The sequence below is a fragment of the Flavobacterium akiainvivens genome, from assembly GCF_001278115.1.
Classification (GTDB): Bacteria; Bacteroidota; Bacteroidia; order Flavobacteriales; family Flavobacteriaceae; genus Flavobacterium; species Flavobacterium akiainvivens.
The window spans coordinates 3,026,280-3,047,380 of the sequence record NZ_LIYD01000005.1 but is presented as its reverse complement, the minus strand read 5'-3'; the positions used below and the strand labels follow the sequence as shown (position 1 = coordinate 3,047,380).

General features: G+C 45.6%; 23 protein-coding genes. 12 read left to right on the top strand and 11 right to left on the bottom strand.

Annotated features, from left to right (window positions below):
- The first annotated feature begins 259 nt into the window (after positions 1 to 259).
- Positions 260 to 1,126 (top strand): hypothetical protein, encoded by an 867-nt coding sequence (locus tag AM279_RS13645; protein ID WP_054408584.1) that lies wholly within the window; start codon positions 260 to 262, stop codon positions 1,124 to 1,126.
- Between the two features lie 178 nt (positions 1,127 to 1,304).
- On the top strand, positions 1,305 to 2,087 hold the full coding sequence (locus tag AM279_RS13640) for an alpha/beta fold hydrolase (protein ID WP_054408583.1): 783 nt from the start codon (positions 1,305 to 1,307) through the stop codon (positions 2,085 to 2,087).
- A gap of 109 nt (positions 2,088 to 2,196) precedes the next feature.
- Here the strand turns inward: AM279_RS13640 and AM279_RS13635 are convergent, their stop codons facing one another.
- From AM279_RS13635 to AM279_RS13620, 4 genes are all read right to left on the bottom strand, one after another.
- Entirely contained in the window at positions 2,197 to 2,520 is a 324-nt protein-coding gene (locus AM279_RS13635; protein ID WP_054408582.1) for an SUF system Fe-S cluster assembly protein, read from the bottom strand.
- Positions 2,521 to 2,527: 7 nt separating this feature from the next.
- Positions 2,528 to 2,947 (bottom strand): SufE family protein, encoded by a 420-nt coding sequence (locus AM279_RS13630; RefSeq protein WP_054408581.1) that lies wholly within the window; start codon positions 2,945 to 2,947, stop codon positions 2,528 to 2,530.
- Positions 2,948 to 3,421 carry a hypothetical protein gene (locus AM279_RS13625; protein WP_054408580.1) on the bottom strand — a complete coding sequence of 158 codons (474 nt, stop codon included), beginning with the start codon at positions 3,419 to 3,421 and terminating at the stop codon, positions 2,948 to 2,950.
- A gap of 161 nt (positions 3,422 to 3,582) precedes the next feature.
- On the bottom strand, positions 3,583 to 4,797 hold the full coding sequence (locus AM279_RS13620) for an aminotransferase class V-fold PLP-dependent enzyme (protein WP_054410341.1): 1,215 nt from the start codon (positions 4,795 to 4,797) through the stop codon (positions 3,583 to 3,585).
- A 188-nt stretch (positions 4,798 to 4,985) separates the two neighbouring features.
- Between AM279_RS13620 and AM279_RS13615 the strand changes: the two genes are divergently transcribed.
- Complete coding sequence (locus AM279_RS13615; RefSeq protein WP_054408579.1) at positions 4,986 to 6,410, top strand: ATP-dependent DNA helicase; 1,425 nt, start codon at positions 4,986 to 4,988, stop codon at positions 6,408 to 6,410.
- A 1-nt stretch (position 6,411) separates the two neighbouring features.
- On the opposite strand, the gene AM279_RS13610 is transcribed toward AM279_RS13615, so the two are convergent.
- Positions 6,412 to 6,834 carry an SRPBCC family protein gene (locus AM279_RS13610; protein ID WP_054408578.1) on the bottom strand — a complete coding sequence of 141 codons (423 nt, stop codon included), beginning with the start codon at positions 6,832 to 6,834 and terminating at the stop codon, positions 6,412 to 6,414.
- 353 nt (positions 6,835 to 7,187) lie between these two features.
- Here AM279_RS13610 and kdsB point away from each other — a divergent pair, with 353 nt between their 5' ends.
- Positions 7,188 to 7,919: a 3-deoxy-manno-octulosonate cytidylyltransferase gene (kdsB, locus tag AM279_RS13605; RefSeq protein ID WP_054408577.1), complete on the top strand. Its 732-nt coding sequence runs from the start codon at positions 7,188 to 7,190 to the stop codon at positions 7,917 to 7,919.
- Positions 7,920 to 8,187: 268 nt separating this feature from the next.
- On the opposite strand, the gene AM279_RS13600 is transcribed toward kdsB, so the two are convergent.
- Positions 8,188 to 9,453 carry a glycoside hydrolase family 5 protein gene (locus AM279_RS13600; protein WP_054408576.1) on the bottom strand — a complete coding sequence of 422 codons (1,266 nt, stop codon included), beginning with the start codon at positions 9,451 to 9,453 and terminating at the stop codon, positions 8,188 to 8,190.
- 218 nt (positions 9,454 to 9,671) lie between these two features.
- Between AM279_RS13600 and AM279_RS13595 the strand changes: the two genes are divergently transcribed.
- From AM279_RS13595 to AM279_RS13580, 4 genes are read left to right on the top strand one after another with little or no spacing between them, the layout of a single operon-like run.
- Complete coding sequence (locus tag AM279_RS13595; RefSeq protein WP_054408575.1) at positions 9,672 to 10,553, top strand: heme/hemin ABC transporter substrate-binding protein; 882 nt, start codon at positions 9,672 to 9,674, stop codon at positions 10,551 to 10,553.
- Entirely contained in the window at positions 10,553 to 11,587 is a 1,035-nt protein-coding gene (locus AM279_RS13590; RefSeq protein WP_054408574.1) for a FecCD family ABC transporter permease, read from the top strand. The genes AM279_RS13595 and AM279_RS13590 overlap by 1 nt, the downstream gene beginning before the upstream one ends.
- A complete protein-coding gene (locus AM279_RS13585) occupies positions 11,587 to 12,363 on the top strand; it encodes a heme ABC transporter ATP-binding protein (protein ID WP_054408573.1) in 777 nt (258 codons plus the stop codon). Before AM279_RS13590 ends, AM279_RS13585 begins: the two co-directional genes overlap by 1 nt.
- Before the next feature lie 13 nt (positions 12,364 to 12,376).
- Positions 12,377 to 13,414, top strand: a complete 1,038-nt coding sequence (locus tag AM279_RS13580; protein WP_054408572.1) for a hemin-degrading factor — start codon at positions 12,377 to 12,379, stop codon at positions 13,412 to 13,414.
- 211 nt (positions 13,415 to 13,625) lie between these two features.
- Here the strand turns inward: AM279_RS13580 and AM279_RS13575 are convergent, their stop codons facing one another.
- The 3 genes from AM279_RS13575 to AM279_RS13565 all read right to left on the bottom strand — a co-directional run bounded on the left by AM279_RS13575 (position 13,626) and on the right by AM279_RS13565 (position 16,864).
- On the bottom strand, positions 13,626 to 14,825 hold the full coding sequence (locus AM279_RS13575) for a hypothetical protein (protein WP_054408571.1): 1,200 nt from the start codon (positions 14,823 to 14,825) through the stop codon (positions 13,626 to 13,628).
- A 116-nt stretch (positions 14,826 to 14,941) separates the two neighbouring features.
- On the bottom strand, positions 14,942 to 16,222 hold the full coding sequence (locus AM279_RS13570) for an MFS transporter (RefSeq protein WP_054408570.1): 1,281 nt from the start codon (positions 16,220 to 16,222) through the stop codon (positions 14,942 to 14,944).
- A 51-nt stretch (positions 16,223 to 16,273) separates the two neighbouring features.
- A complete protein-coding gene (locus AM279_RS13565) occupies positions 16,274 to 16,864 on the bottom strand; it encodes a TetR/AcrR family transcriptional regulator (protein ID WP_054408569.1) in 591 nt (196 codons plus the stop codon).
- 150 nt (positions 16,865 to 17,014) lie between these two features.
- Here AM279_RS13565 and AM279_RS13560 point away from each other — a divergent pair, with 150 nt between their 5' ends.
- The gene (locus tag AM279_RS13560) at positions 17,015 to 17,533 is read left to right on the top strand and encodes a DUF2480 family protein (protein ID WP_054408568.1); all 519 of its coding nucleotides are present in this window, start codon (positions 17,015 to 17,017) and stop codon (positions 17,531 to 17,533) included.
- A 59-nt stretch (positions 17,534 to 17,592) separates the two neighbouring features.
- A complete protein-coding gene (locus AM279_RS13555; protein WP_054408567.1) occupies positions 17,593 to 18,480 on the top strand; it encodes a DUF3078 domain-containing protein in 888 nt (295 codons plus the stop codon).
- Positions 18,481 to 18,524: 44 nt separating this feature from the next.
- Here the strand turns inward: AM279_RS13555 and AM279_RS13550 are convergent, their stop codons facing one another.
- On the bottom strand, positions 18,525 to 18,788 hold the full coding sequence (locus AM279_RS13550) for a hypothetical protein (protein WP_054408566.1): 264 nt from the start codon (positions 18,786 to 18,788) through the stop codon (positions 18,525 to 18,527).
- 15 nt (positions 18,789 to 18,803) lie between these two features.
- Positions 18,804 to 19,403 carry a hypothetical protein gene (locus AM279_RS13545; RefSeq protein WP_143090400.1) on the bottom strand — a complete coding sequence of 200 codons (600 nt, stop codon included), beginning with the start codon at positions 19,401 to 19,403 and terminating at the stop codon, positions 18,804 to 18,806.
- A 79-nt stretch (positions 19,404 to 19,482) separates the two neighbouring features.
- On the opposite strand from AM279_RS13545, the gene AM279_RS13540 reads away from it, so the two are divergent.
- The gene (locus AM279_RS13540) at positions 19,483 to 19,953 is read left to right on the top strand and encodes a CYTH domain-containing protein (RefSeq protein ID WP_054408564.1); all 471 of its coding nucleotides are present in this window, start codon (positions 19,483 to 19,485) and stop codon (positions 19,951 to 19,953) included.
- Positions 19,944 to 20,915, top strand: coding sequence for a YpdA family putative bacillithiol disulfide reductase (locus AM279_RS13535; protein ID WP_054408563.1), 972 nt, complete (start codon positions 19,944 to 19,946; stop codon positions 20,913 to 20,915). Before AM279_RS13540 ends, AM279_RS13535 begins: the two co-directional genes overlap by 10 nt.
- Positions 20,916 to 21,101: the final 186 nt, after the last annotated feature.

The window sequence follows — 21,101 nt, the reverse complement described above, 5'->3', positions numbered from 1 at the left end:
AGACGGATGGAACGCGGCCTTCGACTCCCGATAGCTATCGGGACAGGCTGACAGATGGAACGCGGATGATACGGATTAAGCGGATTTCCATGGATTTTTTTGCGTTACGTTTTTCAGTCGCCGTCATTGCGAGGAGGCACGACGAAGCAATCTCTAATTACAATAAATATCAAAGCCCTGCATTTGCGGGGCTTTTTTACAGGTATTAACTATAATTATTTCGGTGTTTTTAAGTTATTAGCTTTTACAAGCCTGTTATATGAAAACCATCCTCTCACTAATTGCTGCGTTGTGTTGCCTTACATGCTTTTCCCAAAAAGATAAAACTGTTATTAAGGTTGAGTATAACCCGCAAGCCTACCGGAAAATTGCCCTTGATACGTTAAAGTATATGTTTGATGCCCAAAAACGGGTAAAGCCTGTTAAGAAAGACAATTATCATTATTTTGTGCAGGATACCACACAATTCGAGAACCTGGACATAAAGGTAATACCGGTTTTCAGGATTATTACTAAGGCTTTTTCAGATTATAGCTGCGATAAAAATATTGAAGATTACATATTGTTTGAGGAACGTTACAAGTATCTTGTTGCAAAGGTAACAGACACTAATGGATGGAGTGGCGATGTAGATATACCGGATGTAAATTATGAAACCGAACGGTTTTATCCGGGCGAATGGGTGTATGCCGATAGCGACTCAGAGCCGTATTACTACATCAAAAAACTAAAATTTTGGACACCTGATTTAGATCAGGATTATGAAAAGGAAATGAATATGTTTCCCAACCGGTTTTATTTTAAAATTTGGGGGCTTCCGCAATTATTGCTTTATATTGATAAGAAAGACAGTAAGGTATATGGCAGGTATGTTGGTCCCTGCTCCTGTATGTATGACAGCGCTTATCAAACAGCAGAGGAGTTTATAAAACAAAACGAAGATGCACAGAAAACCTATCCGGTTAATGAACTGGTACAAAAATATGCAGGCCCGGATCAAATCAGGCTTGCGGCATTAGGTTTTTGTAACCCTGAGTATGGCAACCCGGGTATAAAAATGGAGCCGTTACATTGTGATGGTACATATCCTGAAGGCAGGGCGATTAAGCTTACCGTTAAAGAATAAGCTATTTAACAAAAGCTTTATTTCCCCATTCATGGGTATTCTTACCTTTGTATTCCCACCCCGCCCTGCGTCCCGATAGCTATCGGGACCTCCGGGGGAGGGGAATAGCTTCACTCAAACCTGAAAAAATCCGTGGAAATCCGCTAAATCCGTGTCATCCGCGTTCCAAATTCAAAACATGAAGATAGATTATAAGAATATAGAAATTCATTTTGCCTCTTACGGCACTGCCACAAAAACCATTGTCCTGCTGCATGGCTTTTTAGAAAACCAAACCATGTGGGATTATTTTGTGCAGGAATACAGCAAAACCTACCGTGTTATAACCATAGACCTGTTGGGCCACGGGCAAACGCCCTGCCTGGGCTATGTGCACACCATGGAAGACCAGGCCGATGCCGTGCACGCCGTTTTGCAATACCTTAAGGTTGATAAAGCCACTATTATGGGGCACAGCATGGGCGGCTATATTGCACTGGCGTTTGCCGAATTGTATCCGGAACTTGTTACCGGTATTGTACTGCAAAACAGTAGTTCGTTACCCGACAGCGACGAACGTAAAACCAACCGCAACCGCGCCATTGCGGCCGTTAAGCAAAACGCCACGGCTTTTGTGCGCATGAGCATTGCCAACCTGTTTAGCGAAGAAAACCGCGATTTTTTTAGCCAGGAAATAGAAGACCTGCGCGACCAGGCGCTGCAAACCCCACTACAGGGCATTGTGGCGGCTTTAGAGGGTATGAAAGTGCGTAAGAGCAGGGAAAGCCTGCTGCATACCGCAAACGTGCCCATACTGCTTGTATTGGGCAAAAAAGACCAGAGCCTGCCGTATGATGAGCACGCCCCGCAGGCAAAAGGCACCCCGGTAAAGCTGGTAACCTATCCGCACGGGCATATGGCGCATATAGAAAGCCGCAATGAGCTGCTTGCCGAAACCCTTGATTTCTTTAAAGGGGTATAAAACCCAAAGCGCGCATTCTTTTGAATGCGGCGCTTTGGGTTTTATTAGTGTAGCCATTTTTAACTGCTACCTGCTTACTGACTACCGATCACTGACCACTGAATACTAATTAAAGCATCCCCAGCTCCAGTTTGGCTTCTTCGCTCATAAGGTCGCGGGTCCAGGGCGGGTCGAAGGTAATTTCAACCTCGGCATCCTTAACGCCGTCAATATTCTTGATTTTTTCCTCAACCTCTGCCGGAAGGCTTTCTGCCACCGGGCAGTTAGGGCTTGTAAGGGTCATAAGTATTTTAACTTCATGGTCGGTATTTACCATAACGTCATACACAAGGCCCAGTTCGTATATATCAACCGGAATTTCAGGGTCATAAATACCCTTCAGCACCTTTACAATCTCTTCGCCAAGCTGTGCAGTGTCTATTTGTTGTTCCATAATTTTATTAGTTTTTGGCGTTAAACGCCAGTGCATACATTTTAATTTGTTTAATCATGCTCACCAGGCCGTTGGCACGTGTGGGCGAAAGGTGTTCCTTAAGGCCTATCTCATCTACAAAATCAGTATCGGCATTAAGGATAGCTTCCGGCTTTTGCCCGCTGAAAACGCGAATCATAATGGCAATAAGCCCTTTGGTAAGTATGGCATCGCTATCTGCCGTAAAGGCCACGGCGCCGTCTTTTTCTTCGGCGTGCAGCCATACGCGGCTCTGGCAGCCTTTTATAATATTATCGTCAGTTTTATATTGCTCTTCAATCAGCGGAAGCGTTTTGCCCAGGTCAATCACATACTGGTAGCGCTCCTCCCAATCGTCAAACATTGAGAACTCGTCTATAATCTCGTCCTGAATTTCTTTAATGCTCATTTATTTCTTTTCCAGTTCACTAATTTCAATAATCTTGTCTACCAGCGGCTTAATTTCTGCCGGGGGGTTGCCGTGGTCAAAAGTATGGGTTGCATAGCTCTCGCCGTTGGCCTTTATGGTAAGCGTAGCGGCCAGTGCGCCGTCAAACTGGTGCTTTTTGCTGGGCGCTTCAAGGGCATCAAGGGTGGTAAGGTCAATTTTCTTGGTTTCCTCAATCAGTGCATCCCAGTCTTTGGCATTGGTTTCCTTGTAAGGGATATCTTCATCTTCAGAACCCGGGCGGCCCTTGTAAGGGTAGGTGTCTTTTTCGGTTATGGTAATATCCATAATAGTACCGCGCGTAACGGCGTGATACACAAAGCTAACATCGCTCAGTCCCGATTTTTGGGCGGAAGCCGATGCCGCTGATTTTGAAGACTTACAGCCTGTTAGCATAACAAGTGTAAGTGCCAGTAATGTTGCAATCTTTTTCATAGTTATTAGCCTCTCCCCCAGCCCCTCTCCAAAGGAGAGGGGAGGACCACTCTGCCGGAAGGGAAATGTGGTTTTAAATTTTTCTTTGTGAGACTTTGTGCCTCCTTTGTGTGTCTTTGTGGTACAACCCACGTAAAAATACTAAAAATATGCCAAACCGTTTAGCCCAGCATCATCTGTGCTTTTTTAACGGCAGCAATCAGCGCATCTATCTCTTGTTTAGTGTTGTAAAAAGCAAATGACGCGCGAATAGTGCCCGGTATGCAAAACGCATTCATAACCGGCTGTGCGCAGTGGTGGCCCGTGCGCACGGCAATGCCCATTTTATCTACTATAGTGCCCACATCATACGGGTGAATGCCCGCCAGGTTGAATGACAGTACCGATGCTTTTTCCTTTGCTGTACCCACTAATTGTATACCCTCTATTTCGCTAAGTTTTTGCGTGCCATATTCCAGCAGCTCGTGCTCATAGGCGGCAATGTTGTCAAGGCCAATGCTGTTAAGGTAATCTACCGCAGTGCCCAGCACTATGCCCCCGGCAATGTGTGGTGTACCGGCCTCAAACTTATGGGGCAGGTCGGCATAGGTGGTCTTTTCAAAGGTAACCTCCTTAATCATTTCGCCGCCACCCTGGTAAGGGGGCAGCTTGTTGAGCCATGCTTCTTTTCCATACAGGATGCCCGTGCCCGTAGGGCCGCACATTTTGTGTCCGCTAAAGGCATAGAAATCGGCATCGAGCGCCTGCACGTCTATGCTAAGGTGTGGCGATGCCTGTGCACCGTCTATAAACACGGCAGCGCCCACGGCGTGTGCCTTATCAATAATAAATTTAACCGGGTTTATGGTGCCCAGCGCGTTTGATATATGGTTAACCGAAACAATTTTTACGTTTTCGTCCAGCAGTTTTTCAAATTCTTCCAGTACCAGTTCGCCTTTTTCGTTCATGGGGATAACGCGCAGGCTGGCACCTGTTCGCTCGCACAGCATTTGCCACGGCACAATGTTGCTGTGGTGTTCCATAGCCGAAACCATTACGGCATCGCCAGCCTTTACAAACTGGGTAAAGCCGTTTGCAACCAGGTTAATGCCGTGTGTGGTGCCGCTGGTAAACAGCACTTCGTGCGCGTGTTTTGCGTTTATGTGGCGCTGAATGGTGTGGCGCGAAACCTCATAGGCATCGGTAGCCAGCTGGCTCAGGGTATGTACCCCACGGTGAATGTTGGCATTTATTTCGCTGTAATATTTTGAAATGGCATCTATAACCACCTGCGGCTTTTGCGATGTGGCGGCGTTATCAAAATACACCAGCGGCTTGCCGTTAACCGTTTGTGTAAGTATAGGGAAATGGCTCCTTATGGCCTGTATATCTAACATTTGTATGTTTTCTGTATTAAAAGTATGCATCAATATAATATTGTACTGCAAAGGTAAGGGGTATTTTTTTAAAACGGCTTTTTTGGGCAGGGTTTTAAGAAGCAGCTTTGGCAAAGCCCGCCCTGTGCCTTGCGGTTCTGTGTTAAATAGCCTTATCTTTGGGGTTCAATACTAATTTTCCCTGACAAATGACACCTGCACTGTTTTACAAGATATTAAGGCAAAACTTTCCGTTTAGCCCCACGCTCAAGCAGGACATTTTTTTGCAAAAAATAGCCGAATTTGTTTCCGGAGGTGGCAAAAACGACCTTTTTGTACTGAAGGGATATGCCGGTACAGGTAAAACCACCATAATTTCCACGCTTGTAAACCACCTGGCTGATGCCAAGATGAAGTATGTGCTGCTGGCACCCACGGGCCGTGCTGCCAAGGTTATTTCGGGCTACTCTAACCGGCAGGCGTTTACCATACACAAGCGCATTTATTTCCCCAAGAAAGGGGCAGGTGAGGGCATGGGCTTTACGCTGCAAATCAACAAATTTAAAGACACGGTTTTTATTGTAGATGAAGCCTCTATGATAGGCGACACGCCAAACGACAGCAAGCTGTATGAAAACGGTTCGCTGCTGGACGACCTCATGAGCTATGTGTATACCGGCACCAACTGCAAGCTGATTTTAGTGGGCGATACCGCACAGCTGCCACCCGTAAACAGTGACATGAGCCCCGCGCTGGATATAGACGGACTTGCACGCGAGTATTACAAAGACGTACAGCACATAGAGCTTGACGAGGTTATGCGCCAGGCTGAGCAGTCGGGTATATTATACAACGCTACAGAGCTAAGGGAGATACTGAAGTCACATTTTATAGATACATTTCAGTTTAAAGTAAAAGGCTTTAAGGATATTGTGAGGCTAACGGATGGTTATGATATCCAGGATGCCATACACCATGCCTACAGTAATTATAGTATTGAAGATACGGCGTTTATTGTGCGCAGTAACAAGCGCGCCAATGCCTATAACCAGCAAATACGGATGCGGATATTAGACCGTGAAAACGAGCTGTCTACAGGCGACTACCTTATGGTGGTAAAGAACAACTATTTTTGGCTGGACGAAAAAAGTGAGGCCGGGTTTATTGCCAACGGCGATATTATTGAGGTGCTGGAAATTTTCAGGATTGAGGAGCTGTATGGGTTTAAGTTTGCCCGCGTAAAAATAAGATTGGTAGATTACCCCGACCAGATTCCGCTTGAAACGGTGCTGCTGCTGGATACCTTAACGAGTGAGTCGCCGTCGTTAACATACGAAGAAAGCAACCGCCTGTACCAGGAAGTACAGCTTGATTTTGCCGATGAGCCCACGCAGTTTAAGCGTTTCCTTAAAATAAAACAGAACCCGCATTTTAATGCGCTACAGGTAAAGTTCAGCTATGCCATGACGTGCCACAAAAGCCAGGGTGGGCAGTGGAACACGGTGTTTATTGAGCAGCCCTACCTGCCCGAGGGTATCGACAGGGATTACATCCGCTGGCTGTACACGGCGGTAACACGCGCTAAGGATAAGCTGTATTTGATAGGGTTTAAGGATGAGGTGTTTGAGGATTGATTTACACCTTCTTATCAGCATTTCCTGTGCCGGTTTCAATCAATAGTTTAAGGCTGGCTAAATAATGGTTCCAGCCGCCTTCGCAAATTTCATAGCATTCCAGTTGCGGCTCAAGGCCAAAATGGTTAAAGGTTATGGTGCCACCGGTTATTTCAAACACTATCTGTGTGCCGTTCCATTCGTTGTGCCGGGTTACAAAATGCTTGTGGCTGTCGGTTACCCGCCATATTACTTTTTGGTTGGGTACAAGTGCTTCAACCTTAAGTTTCATGTGGGTTTCGCCAAAGGTAACGGTAAAGGCATCGCCTACGTTTTGTGTGTTGCCCTCCATATTTTCAGTCCACCAGCCGGCAACGTTGTTAATGGCGGTGTATAGTTCGCCGGAAGGCTTAGGGGTTTCAATTAATGCGTAATAGTTGTTCATTTTGATTGATTATGTAAGCCAAAAATAGCGTGTATAACTATCTTTTAACCTGTGCAGGCAAGACAACAGGGAGGGGAGTATGGGACAAAAGAATTTTGTGGGTAGCGTTTTTTACTCCCTGATTTCAACTATTTTCACGAATTTTGAATTATTAATATAAGCAAACAATTCTTTTAGAGGTTAAAACACAAAGACACAAAGGCCACAAGGAAGAAGTATGAATAAGTTAAACCTATAATTGAGATACGGTGCGTATCTTTTTGTGAACTTAAAAGGGTTTTAATGTTCTAAAAGCTTAGTGTTCTTTGTGTCTTTGTGTTAAAAAAACAGCTAAATAATAGTAAAATAAAATTATGAAAACCATAGCCGTTATACCCGCACGATATGCCAGTACCCGTTTTCCTGCCAAGCTAATGCAGGATTTGGGCGGCAAAACCGTTATTACCCGCACCTACCAGGCTGCCCTTGGCACCGGCCTGTTTGACGATGTTTTTGTAGTAACCGACAGCGATATTATTTACAACGAAATCACTGCCAACGGCGGCAAGGCCATTATGAGCATCAAGGAGCATGAAAGCGGCAGCGACCGTATTGCCGAAGCCGTTGAAAGCCTGGATGTTGATATTGTGGTGAACGTGCAGGGCGATGAGCCTTTCATTAACAAAGAACCGCTGGCCGATGTGCTGGAGGTGTTTAAAAGCGACTTTGCCCATGAGGTAGACCTGGCATCGGTAATGACGCAGATTACGGATTGGAACGATATTGAAAACCCCAACAACGTAAAGGTTATAACCGACCAAAAGGGCTTTGCGCTGTATTTTTCGCGTTCGGTTATTCCGTTCCCGAGGGATAAGGAAGTGGGGGTAAGGTATATGAAGCATATTGGCATTTACGCGTTCCGCAAGCATGCGCTTATGGATTTTTACAAGCTGCCCATGCAAACCCTTGAAGCCAGCGAAAAACTGGAACAACTGCGTTATTTAGAGTACGGAAAAAAAATCAGGATGGTAGAAACCAGCCATGTGGGCATTGGTATTGATACCCCCGAGGATTTAGAAAAAGCGAAGGGGCTGTTGGATTCTTAGATTGTTCGATTGTTGGATTGTTGGATTTTTCGACTGGACGCGATTTTCGATTCCCGATAATAATTGGGACAGGCTGACTGAAAGTGGAACGCGCCCTTCGGCAAGCTCAGGATGACACGGATTTAGCGGATTTTCACAGATTTTTCGAATACTGTTTTTCAGGTTCCGTCATTGCGAGCGAAGCTTGCGGAGCGTGGCAATCTTTAATAGAAAAAGGATTGCTTCGTCGTTCCTCCTCGCAATGACGGCGACTGAAAATAGGGGTTCCTTACTCCACCTTAAGCCCAAGGCCGTCTATATACCCCTTGTTCTGGAAACAGTTTTTGTACTGGCACTGCTCTAAAAAGCCGTTCAGGGCTTTTTGCACCTTAACCCTGTCAGGCATATTCTTGCGGATGTTTTCAAACGAACTGCGGTCGCTGTCGGCATACTTGGTAATCAGCGGGTAGTCAGCCGGCTGGGTAAAATTCATGATGCCGCGGGTGTTGTCCATCTTTTTATACGGCCAGTAGGCCCAGTTAATCTGGTTCTTGTCCAGCAGGGCGGTAAACTCCTTAATCCACTCATCCGTATTTTCGCCGGTTTCGCCTATGTAAATGGGCACATTGTGCTTATCGCGAAAATCAACATACTGTTGTATGGCTTCCTGGTTAACGTCAAACCAGTATTTGTGGAATTCATACACAATATTATCATCCAGTATTTCTTCAAACACACCAAAATCGCCCGCCCAGACAGAACCGTTCAGGAATATGGCATGCTTTTTATCAACGGTACGTATATCGGCCACGGCACGCTTGTAAATTAAAAACAGGCGGTGGTTGTAGTCTTTCACTTCATCTTTAAAGTAATGGGCAAAGGGCTCGTTTACCACATCATAGCCTATAATAACAGGCTCGTTGCGGTAGCGGTTTGCAATGCGCACCCATATTTCGCTTAACTGGTTTTGTGCGGCCTGGCTAAAATACAGCCACGGGTAGCCGTAAGAATCGTCTATATTATCGCCCGTTTGCCCGCCCGGTGCGCAGTGCATATCCAGCAGCACATACACGCCCTCTTGGCGGCACCAGTTTATAACGCGGTCAAAATATTCAAAGCCCTTGTTGCGGGTGCCCATATACAGGTCATCGGTAAACATTTTGTAGTGAAACGGCAGGCGCAGGTGGTTGCAGCCTATGCGCTTGAGGTACTTAATATCATCGTGCGTAACGTAGCGGTCAAGGTATTTATGCCAGAAAGCGGTGGTGCTGTCGGATCCTACCAGCTCGTTAAAAAGCTCGTCAATTTTAGTGGGCGATGCTACTTTGTTGGTTTTAAACATGTAGCCTTCGGGCACCAGCCAGTTGCCCAGGTTAGTGCCTTTAAGGGTAATGGGTGTGCCGTTTGGCTCAATAATTTGTGTGCCCTTTGTTTTTACAACGGGGGTAGAGGCGCTGCCATAGTCTATGCCGCCGTCTAATTCGCGGTAAGTACCGCAGGAAGAAAGCAGGCCAAGGGCAGCAAATAAAGCAAAAAATGTGTTTTTGGAATTCATTGTTTTAATTATTTGCGAATGTGGTTATTTTATGGCGCTAAAGGTATAAAAATTGCCATTATAACGATTTAGTTTACCCGCCAGATGCACGGATACATAATTTTAATATCACACAAAAGCCGTTGCGCGTTACCTTATTTTAACCCTTATTTTTTTTCATTCTAAATAAAAGGGATTACATTTGCCTGCAATTTTATACACTTATACAACATTAACCAATGAAAAAAATAACTTCACTACTGGCGGCAATACTTGTGCTTGCCACGGTTTCTTGTAAAAATGAAGGCGCCAAGCCTGCTGAAGGCGAGACCACCGCTAAAGATACTATTGTAAAGAATGACGTAAGCCGCATTGTGTCGCTTAACGGCGCTGTTACCGAGGTAATTGCTGCGCTGGGCCACGAAAAAAACATTGTGGGTGTAGATGTAACCTCTACCTATCCTGAAAGCGTTAAGACAACGGCTAAAGACCTGGGCCACGTGGCACACGGTGTTTCTATAGAAGGTATTATGGAGCTTAAGCCAACCATTATCTTCGGTACAGAAAAAGACCTTACGCCCGACCTTACGGCTAAAATAAAAGCCAGCGGTGTTAAGGCCGTTATCTTTAAGCAGGAGTTTACAAAAGACGGTGCTAAAAAACTGATTGCCGATGTGGCTAAAGAACTGGGCCATGAAGATATTAAGGCCGTTCAGGACAAAATTGATACCGACCTTGCCGGTGTAACCAAGCCTGAAAAAGCGCCTAAAGTACTGTTTATTTATGCCCGTGGTGCAAATATGCTTATGGTAAGCGGTTCTGGCACACCTATTGAGGCTATGATTCAGCTTGCAGGTGGCGAAAATGCCATTACCGGTTTTGCCGATTACAAGCCCCTTACACCTGAAGCCGTTGTTACTGCAAACCCTGACTATATACTGTTGTTTGACAGTGGTGCACAAAGCGTAAACGGTGAAGCAGGTGTGCTTAAACTGCCGGGTGTTGATAAAACCAACGCCGGTAAAAACAAAAAAATTATTACAATGGATGGCGGTTTGCTTACCAACTTTGGCCCTCGTACGGGCGAAGCGGCTAAGGCTTTGAACGCGCTGCTTAAATAATGCAGAATAAGCTCTTTTTATACCTGTTGTTAAGTTTTGCACTGCTGGCCGGGCTGGCAGTGTGGTCGCTGTACAGCGGGGTGTTTGTATTTGAAAAACATTCGTTCTTAGAAATATTCAGCGGGATATGGACTAACGATGGCAGCATAGACGCATCTGAACGCTTTGTGCTTATGGATTTGCGCCTGCCGCGCATTGCTATGGGTATACTTATAGGTAGTGCACTGGCTGTTAGCGGCACGTGCCTGCAGGGTATGTTCCGCAACCCGCTTGCCACGCCCGATTTGCTGGGCATTACCGCAGGGGCATCGCTTTTTGCGGCTGTTACCATTGTTTTGGGCAGCTACATAAAGCCTTATATACCCGAGGCGCTGCATTATTCACTACTGAGCGTTATGGCTTTTGCAGGCGCGCTTATAACCATGATACTGGTATACCGCATCTCAACGCAGGGCGGGCGCACCAACATTGTTATGATGCTGTTAAGTGGTGTGGCTATTACGGCAATAGGCTTTGCCGTTATGGGGCTTTTGATTTACTTTGCAAAAGATGATGAGCTGCGCGACCTTACCTTCTGGAACCTGGGCAGCCTTGCCGGGGCAACCTGGATAAAATGTGCCATACTGGCGCTGGTGGTTTTGGTTGCATACAGCATGCTCATAAAAAAAGGCAAAGCGCTTAATGCCATGATGCTGGGCGAACGCGATGCACAGCACCTGGGTATACCTGTTGAACGGATTAAAAAACAAATTGTGGTGCTAACCGCCCTTATGGTGGGCACCAGCGTGGCATTTGCCGGTACCATAAGCTTTGTGGGGCTTATAGTGCCTTATATCTTAAGGCTTATATTTAAGAGCAACTACCACATAATATTGCCGCTGGCGGCGGTTTGGGGTGCTATACTTATGCTTAGTGCCGATACCATAAGCCGTACTGTGGCTGCACCGGGCGAATTGCCCATTGGGGTGCTAACCGCTTTTATGGGCGCACCCATTTTTATGATGATCCTTATAAGGAACAGAAAACAAATGTAATGTTACAGGCTACCAACATATCTTATGCGCATCGCAGGTTTACCATACTCGAAGGTATAAACGTTGAGGTAAACCACGGCGAGCTGCTGGTTATTGTGGGGCCTAACGGTGCCGGTAAAAGTACGCTGCTTAGCGTGCTGGCTAACGAAATGGGCAAAGGCAGCGAACCCATTATCTTTAAAAAGAAAACCTTTAAAGACTGGGATGAGCGCGAGCTGGCACACAACAAGGCCAAGTTTTCGCAAAGCAACAGCCCTGATATACCTCTGTCTGTAAAAGATGTGGTAATGATGGGCCGCTACCCTTATTTTAATGCCACCCCGCACCAAACCGATATAGATGCCGTGCAGGCCGCCATGGAAGAAACTGATGTGGCACCGCTTGCCGGGCGTGAATATAACTCGCTTAGCGGTGGCGAAAAACAGCGCGTGCACCTGGCGCGGGTACTTGCCCAGCTGGATAACGATGTTGATAACAAGCTTGTGTTTTTAGATGAGCCGCTTAACAACCTTGATGTGCTGCACCAGCACCGCATACTGCACACCATTAAAAAATTTACACAGCGTGGCAACACCGCTGTTATGGTGCTGCACGACCTTAACCTGGCCGCACAGTTTGCCGATACGGTTATGCTGCTTAAAAAAGGCCGTATTGTGGCTCATGATGTGCCGGGCGAAGTCTTTACGCGCGAAACCATTAGCCAGGTATACAACTTTCCGTGCACTATATGTGCCAACCCTGTAAATCAAAATCCTTTAATTATCTTCGGAACTTAATTATTATCAGCATATGAGTACCATCACCAACACACTAAAACAGCAGTGGGATGCCCTGAAAGCAGAAAACCCACACCTTCGCATCCGTAATGCCGCCGAAAAACTTGGCGTTAGCGAGGCAGAGCTTCTTGCCACACAGGTAGGCGAAGAGGTTGTACGCCTGCGCCCGGAATTTGCCAACATACTTACAGAGGTAGAAAGCCTTGGCAAAGTAATGGGCCTTACGCGCAACGATGAGTGCGTGCACGAGCGCAAAGGTGTTTATCTTAACCCTGACTTCAGCAGCCCGTTTGCAAGCCTGTTTGTGGGTGAAGATATCGATATGAGGATTTTCCTTACGCATTGGGATAAAGCCTTTGCCGTAAGCGAAAAAGGTGAGCACGGCGACCGCAAGAGCCTTCAGTTCTTTGGTAAAGACGGCCTTGCCATACACAAAATTTACCTTACGGCCGACAGTAATGCCGAGGCGTTTGACGTACTGGTACAAAAATACACATCAGACAACCAGTCTACAGAAGAGCCGGTTACTGAAGTTGTTGTAAACGTGGAAGAAAAGCCGGATTCTGAAATAGATGTGGCAGCTTTCCAGGAAGCATGGACAGGCCTTAAAGATACGCACGCGTTCTTTGGTATGCTGAAAAAATTTGGTGTTACCCGCACACAGGCGCTTCGCCTTGCGCCAAACGAGCACCTTGCTAAAAAAATTGAAAAAGAAGGTGTTGTAAAAATGCTTGAGGCTGCGGCCGAAACCAAAACGCCTATTATGTGCTTTGTGGGCAACCGCGGCAACATACAAATACACACAGGCCGTGTGCGCAAAACCATGTGGCACAACCAATGGTTTAATGTAATGGACCCTGATTTTAACCTGCACCTTGACACCGAGAAAATTGCCCAGACATGGGTGGTGCGCAAGCCTACCGAAGACGGCGAAGTTACCGCTATTGAGGTATTTAACGAAATGGGCGATATTATCGTACAGTTCTTTGGCAAGCGCAAGCCGGGTGTTCCTGAACTACAGGAGTGGAGGGATATTGTAGCGGCCCTGTAATTTTTACTAGGTATATTTAGTTTAGTGTTAAGTCGCCTCTGCAAAGGGGCGGCTTTTTTTGTTTGTAGAGACACATTGAATGTGTCTCACATTGCCACAGATTTAAATGATTTACACAGATTATTTGCGATGGCTTTTGAAGATGCACAAAGAAGGCGCAAAGTTTTTTTAGAGGCGCATTGAAGTGCTTTACGTAGGGGTAAAAAACGGTTTACCTGTAATAGGTAATTTGTTTACCGTTGTAATACCCAATGCCGCTGTTTGTGGTTAAGAATATAACTTCGCCGGGTGCGATAAACTCAAATTTGGTAACGTTCATTTGCGCGCCAACAGCATGCGGCATGCCATAATCCCACATGAGCGAAGGTTTAAAAAGCAGCTCTTTCTTATATTTTTCATTCTCTTTACTAATCCTGAAAAAGCCATCGCTGCCATAGTAATAAAAATGGTTGTCAAAAGGGTTGTAAGCTGTAGGGCCTATGTATTCGGTTGTGATTTTGTGTATACCAAGATCATTAGTTAAGGTTTCATAGCCTATTAAACCTTTAAGCCTGTTTATCTTATAAAAACCGTCATAAATACTCTTTTCAAGCAGGGTAATGTTTCCGTCAAGAAAAAAGTGCATGAGGCTTTCTGATAGCAAAAAATTGCCCTCACCATCTTCTGCAATACCTTTCATGTGATTTATATATAGATCATATGGAAATTTATAAAGGGTATCGGTTTCGGTAATTTTTACATATTCAGGAAATTCTGCAAACAGTACTGCATCGCCCGGGTTACGGTTTCTCGATTCATCATCTTCATACTTGTCATCATACATAAAGTACAGGTTATCGGCAGCGGTAAATTTCCTGGTGTTCAGGTCAAAAAAAGCAATACCGCCACCAAATTCGCCACGGTCGTAGCAAAACCATAACTTTCCGTTGGCATCTAAATATTGCAGGCTGCCTGTTAAAAAGTGTCTTTTCCCCTGGGTGCGTACTGTCATTTCCTGCAATGCCTTTTGGTCTTCAGGGTAATACCTTGAGCCGTCATAATATACACCTCTTGATGTAATTACTACAGGCATATCTTTATACATAAACAAATTACGTATACTGCCCGCATTTATAACCGAATCAAGCACGCGCCCCTTAAAGTGTATCTGCCCTTTTGTGGTAACACTAACTGTATTGCCCGATGCGTGTTTGGCCACAGCAGCAATGCCCTTTTCAACAGAGTAGCTGCCCTCTTTAATATCCCAGATAATGAGGCTGTCGCCGGCTGTAACGGCAAATACAAGCCCCGTTTTATCGATTACAAAATTTTTATAATGTGCACGGGTAAAAGTAAAGGCTTTAACCGGCAGGCTGTCTTTGGGCTGTGCCGCCAGCAGCAAAGGCAAAAGAAGGAAGTATAACAGTTTCATTTTGAGGAGAATTTATCCAAATATAACAAATTACGCTATATGTATAGGTTTAAAAACCAAACATATAGCGTAGCCTGTTTGTAATTTGAATTTTGTTTTTTGGAATTTCTCCCAACTTATGCTTCCACTACCGCAATATCCTTATCCTGTATGTTGTTAAGCGGCTGCTGGGTGGCTTTGCGCTTTACCAGCCTGTCTACCCTGTACATAAGCCCAATGCTTACAAAGGTAATGACCGCTACAATATAGCCCACAATTTCATAATGTTCCAATGGGCTTGCTTTGGTGGGCTGCACCACAATAAGGCCGCCTATAACGGCACCTATACCGCCTGATATTTGCTGTAATGATGCGTTAATGCTCATAAAGGCACCCCTGTCCTGCATGGCGGGTACACCGCTTACCAGGGTGGTACTGGGCACCATGCGGCCTGTAATGCCCACCATCATAAGTATGTTGAAGGTAACCACAAGTCCAAAGGCTATGTTGCCCATGTGGGTGTATACGAGTATTACACCTGTTGCCCAAAGGCATGCTACAGCAAACAGCCTGAACTTATTAACCCTGTCACTCAAAAAGCCCATAAAAGGCATGGCTATCAGTGTGGCGATGCCGGCGTACATAAACACCAGGGGCAGGTCAACATCGCTTACCCCCAGGTTGTTTACGGCAAAGGTGCTGCCAAAAGGCATCATCATAAAACCGCCTATAGAGAGCAGCGCGGTAGAACTAAAGGCTATGCGGTAATCCCTGTTTTTAAGCGTGTTGAGCAGGTGCGTTAGCGGAGAACGGTCATGCTTTATAGCAAGGTGGGCGTTAACCGGTTTCAGTACGGCTACAATCAGTATGGCAATAAGGGCCGCTAATGCAGCAACGACAATAAATGTAGTATGCCAGCCAAAGTGGTTGGCTACCCAAAGCCCTACGGGTATGCCCATAACCTGGCTTACGCCAAAGCCCATTTGTATTACACCCATAACGCGGCCACGCTGCTGCAGGGTGAAAATATCGGTTACAATGGCCATTGATATAGAGCCTATTACCCCGCCAAAAAGGCCGGTAAAAATGCGTGCTGCCACCATTTGGGTATACGATTCTGCCAGGCCGCAAAACACGGTGCCAATTGTAAAACCTATGTAAAAGAACAGCAGCAGCTTTTTACGGTCAAACTTATCGGCAAAACCGGCCGTTAGCAGGCCCGATGCCCCGGCGCTGAATGCATAAGCCGAAACGGCTATACCAAACTGTTGGGTAGACATATTGAGTGATTTCATAAGGATATCGCCCATGGGCGACATTACCATAAAATCGAGTATTACGGTAAACTGCGTAAGTGCCAGTATTATAACTACAAACCACTGGTAAGAGGTTAGCGCAGTTGATTTTTGCTTTTCCATTTCAGGTTGAAAAATTGAATGATGATTGATAATTTTTGATTGGTGACTGAACTATGGGGTAAGCGCTTTTATAACAACCCGAAGCGCTTCATCCTTCATTTGGTTTGTAAATGCAAATGGTTTTTTGCCCAGGCTCTTGCCTTCGGTATCAAACTTGAGCATGTTGTATAGCGGGCCATAGGCAATGCTCCAAAACACCTCCATGGTAAGGGGCACCAGCTCGCCGCGCTGTATGGCGTTGTGGCAAAACTGCCCCATAACGCTGCCAAAACTGCCAAAGCTTTCCTCCAAGACATATTCGCCATGGGGCGAGTGGCGTATAACCTCATAACAGGCGGCCTCGAGCTTGTTTTGCATATGGAAACTGATACGGTTTTCCCACTGCTGGCGCAATCCCTGTGCAAAAGGCATATTTGGGTCGAAACCCTGTAATGCTGTGGCAAAAAACCGTTTGCCAATTTCAACGCCTATTTGCTTAATAAGGTGGTCTTTGTCCTGGTAGTAGATGTACAGTGTAGCTACCGATATGCCGCAGGCACGGGCAAGCTTGTTCATGCTAAAGCCTTCAAACCCTTCGTTTACAAGCAGTTCTTTGGCTTTGGTTTTTACAAGCTCTTCCTTATCGGCATTACGGGTGCGCATATTTAGTTACATTTACGCTGCAAATATAAATGAATGTTCGCTTACTTATGTTTTGTGAATGTAAATTTTTAATGTAATGCGCAGGAAACCGTATAGCATTTTTATGTTTTAAAAACCCGTACCTTTGTTATACATTTTAGCGTAAGGATTATGGAAGAAGAAATGGAAATAATAAACCGCGTGGCCAATAGCGTCCTGCAGGTTTTTGACCTTGAAGACTATTACCCCGAAGGCGAGCGCCTGGGCTTAGACCTATCTGAATGGTTGTGGGAAGGGTTTGTATTGCGTGAGAAAGATTTTCGCGAAACGCTTAAAAACCATGACTGGGCACAGTACCAGGGCAAATTTGTGGCGCTGTATTGCAGTACCGATGCCATTGTGCCTGCCTGGGCCTATATGCTGGTAACGGTTTATTTACAGCCGTTTGCCAAAAAGGTAATCCAGGGTACGCCACAGCAAATAAACACCCTTGTATACCAGGAAATTTTAGACGGGCTTGATTATAGCGAGTATGAGGGCAAACCCGTAATTATAAAGGGGTGCAGCCGCAAGCCGGTGCCGCAGGAAGCCTATGTAATGGCATCGCAAAAACTGCTGCCGGTGGCCAAAAGCATTATGTTTGGCGAAGCGTGCTCATCTGTACCGCTGTATAAAAAAGCCAAGGTTTAACGTAATATTAGCCTTTGTATGGAAATACAAAGGCTATTTTTGTAAAAACACGAAACGCCATGAAGAAACTTTTTACCCTATTACTACTTACTATTGCTTTTATTGCCACAGCGCAGGACAGTATACAGCCACCACAGGCCGATAACGACACCATAGGCCCGTGGACCAAGAAAGGCAACGCCTCGTTCCTGTTTAACCAGAGTACGTTTGATAACTGGATTGCCGGTGGCGAAAACAACATTTCGGGCAACATAGGCATAAACTACGACCTGAATTATAAAAAAGGCGACTGGGCATGGGATAACAAGCTAATGGCTTCTTATGGTATTGTAAAAACCAAAACCAGTTCATTTGCCAAAAAAACAGACGACAGGCTGGAACTGAACTCGGTACTGGGTAAACAGAAGAGCAAGTACTGGTACTACAGTGCCTTCGCCAATTTTAAAACGCAGTTTACAAAGGGTTACCTGTACGACCGCGATGAAAACGGCGCTGAGGTGCGCAGTGAGTATACCAACTTTCTTTCGCCGGCTTACCTGCTTGCGGGTGTGGGTATGCTGTATAAAAAGAACGACAACCTTAAGGTTAACATATCGCCTGTAACCAGTAAGTTTACATTTGTAGACAGTGCGTTTACCCTGCCCGATGAGGCTTATTTTGGGGTAGAGCAGGGCAAGAGCATGCGTTATGAGCTGGGTTTCAATACATCATTGTATTACAAGCTTGATGTTATTGCAAACGTGCAGTTTGAAAACATACTAAACCTGTACAGCAATTACCTTGAAGACCCGCAAAATGTAGATATTGACTACCAGCTAAACATTGTGATGAAGATAAACCGTTACCTTACCACAAACCTTAGCTTCCAGACTATTTATGATGATAATGCTTTCCGTGGTTTCCAGATTCGCCAGGTGTTTGGTGTAGCGGTAAACTACGGGTTTTAAGCCTGTTTGATAGAAAATATAAGCCCCGCAATTGCGGGGTTTTTTTATTTCCCTGATTTTTCGTGGCTGCTTATTATATGGCTTGCATAATCAAAATCTATGTTTTTATATTCGGCAGGCAGTTTATATATTATACGCTTAATACCGCTTTCTTTTTCCGGGGGGAGATTATTTGCGCTCCTGGATGTTATATAATATTTGTTGCGCACAACGGTATCGGCATATACATACTCTACGGTATCAATCTTAAAGCCGTTCCACCTGTATTTGTACATACCCGGATAATGCCCGTATTCATACCCGCGCACTACTTTTTCCTTTGGTTAAAATGTGGGGTTTATAAACTCCTGCTTATCTGCAAATGCACCGGTTTTCGGGTTAAAAATATACACATCATACCTGTCGCGGGCACAACACCCCGAAGATGGGTACCAGTGCACGGCAAAATCTTTATGGCCATCACCATTTATATCCATAACGGTATCGTTCACATGTGTTTGGCCCGGCACACCATTATGCAAAACCTGCACAAGCTTTAAGCCCTGTACCTCAAAAATATCGGTATATACTATAGATGAAGCTTCCCTTTTAATTTTTACATACCTTTTGTTTTTGGAAAACCAGCGGCCACCGGTTACATCAGTATAGGCCTTCATATTATCGGTAAGTGTATCGTGAAACGAAAACGAGAATTCGGTTTGCCTGTAGGTTTTAGCCATTCCAATTGCCTTTACCAGCATTTTTTCTATGGCAAGGCTGTCCTGTAGCTGGGCAAGGCTGTCGTTTATCTTTTTTTGCTGTGGCGAAATGCCGGCCGAATCAGTATGACCCGGCGCTAAGGCAGGTGTTTGGTTTACGGGTGTGTTCTGCCGGCAGGCTATAAACAGCATGGCGAGGCACAGCAGGGGTAAGGTGGTTTTCACAGCAGGAGATTTTAGGTTAAATATACAAAAAAGCATTGCCTGTAATTGCGTAACTTGCCTGTAGTAATATTTATTGTACATGACCGAGATTGAACGCAAGTTTTTAGTAAAGACTGACGATTATAAAGCACAGGCCTTCAGCAGTAAGCGCATTGCGCAGGGCTACCTTAGTTCGGTGCCGGAGCGTACCGTGAGGGTGCGCACCAAGGGCGACAAAGGCTTTTTAACCATAAAAGGTAAGGGTAATGAAAGTGGTACCACCCGTATGGAGTGGGAAAAAGAAATAACCGTTGCCGATGCCCAACAGCTACTTGCCCTTTGCGAACTGGGCGCTATTGATAAAATTCGGTATGAGGTGCAGGTGGGCAGCCACGTGTATGAGGTAGATGAGTTTTTTGGCGAAAACGCAGGCCTGGTGGTTGCCGAAATTGAACTACAGGAAGAAAACGAAGCTTTTGAAAAACCCGAATGGCTGGGCGAAGAAGTAACAGGGCAGGAGCGCTACTACAATGCTTACCTTAGCCGCAACCCCTTTACTGCATGGAAGTAGCATATGACTTAATTATAATAGGCGGTGGGCCCATAGGCATGGCGTGTGCCATTGAGGCGCAGCTGTACGGCCTCAATTACCTGATTCTGGAAAAAGGTGCACTGGTTAACAGCTTGTTTAACTACCCGCTGTACATGACGTTTTTCAGTACGGCCGAAAGGCTGGAAATAGGCAATGTGCCCTTTAGCTGTATTGCCCCAAAACCGGGCAGGCAGGAGGCGCTGGAGTATTACCGCAACATACAAAAGCACTTTAAGCTGAACATTAACCTGCATGAAAAGGTGATTTCGGTAAACAAGCAAAAGGCGGGTTACTTCATAGTGCATTCAGACAAGGGGTGGTACAATGCACAAAATGTGGTTATTGCCACCGGGTTTTATGATATTCCCGTGTATATGAATGTGCCGGGCGAAAACCTGCCGCACGTGCGCCACTACTATAAGGAGGCACATGAATATGCCTTTCGCAAGGTGGTGGTAGTGGGCGCTAATAACAGTAGTGTAGATGCCGCGCTGGAATGCTGGCACAAAGGCGCTGATGTTACCATGGTTATCCGCAAGGGCGAAATAAACGACCGCGTTAAGTACTGGATTAAACCCGATATAGAAAACCGTATTAAAGAGGGCAGTATCAAAGCCTGGTTTTATTCGGAAATTACAGAGATTACAGATAAGGAGGTCAAAATCTTTACGCCGGAGGGGTATGAAACCCTTGAGGCCGATTTTGTACTGGCGCTTACGGGCTACCGACCCGATATTGACTTTTTAAAGGCGTGCGGTATTGCCGTTTCGGATGATTTGCTGTGTACCCCGGCCTATAACCCGGAGACCATGGAAACCAATGTGCCCGGCCTGTACCTGGCGGGTGTGGTGTGCGGTGGCATGGAAACCCACAAATGGTTTATAGAAAACAGCCGCGTTCATGCCCAAATGATTATTGGCAATGTTGTTAGGGAAATATGATTAGTGCGTAGTGGTACACTAATGCGCCTTTGGAGGAGTAACGGTCAGTCGGCTGTTTTCCGGCGGGAATGTAGGAACCCGAAATACGTGGCAAAGAGCAGCGGGGGCTGCTTTCTACCAGTGTTGCCTAAAAAACTCCACTACATAGTGGCGAATGGTGGTAATAGTACGTTTCATATCATAATG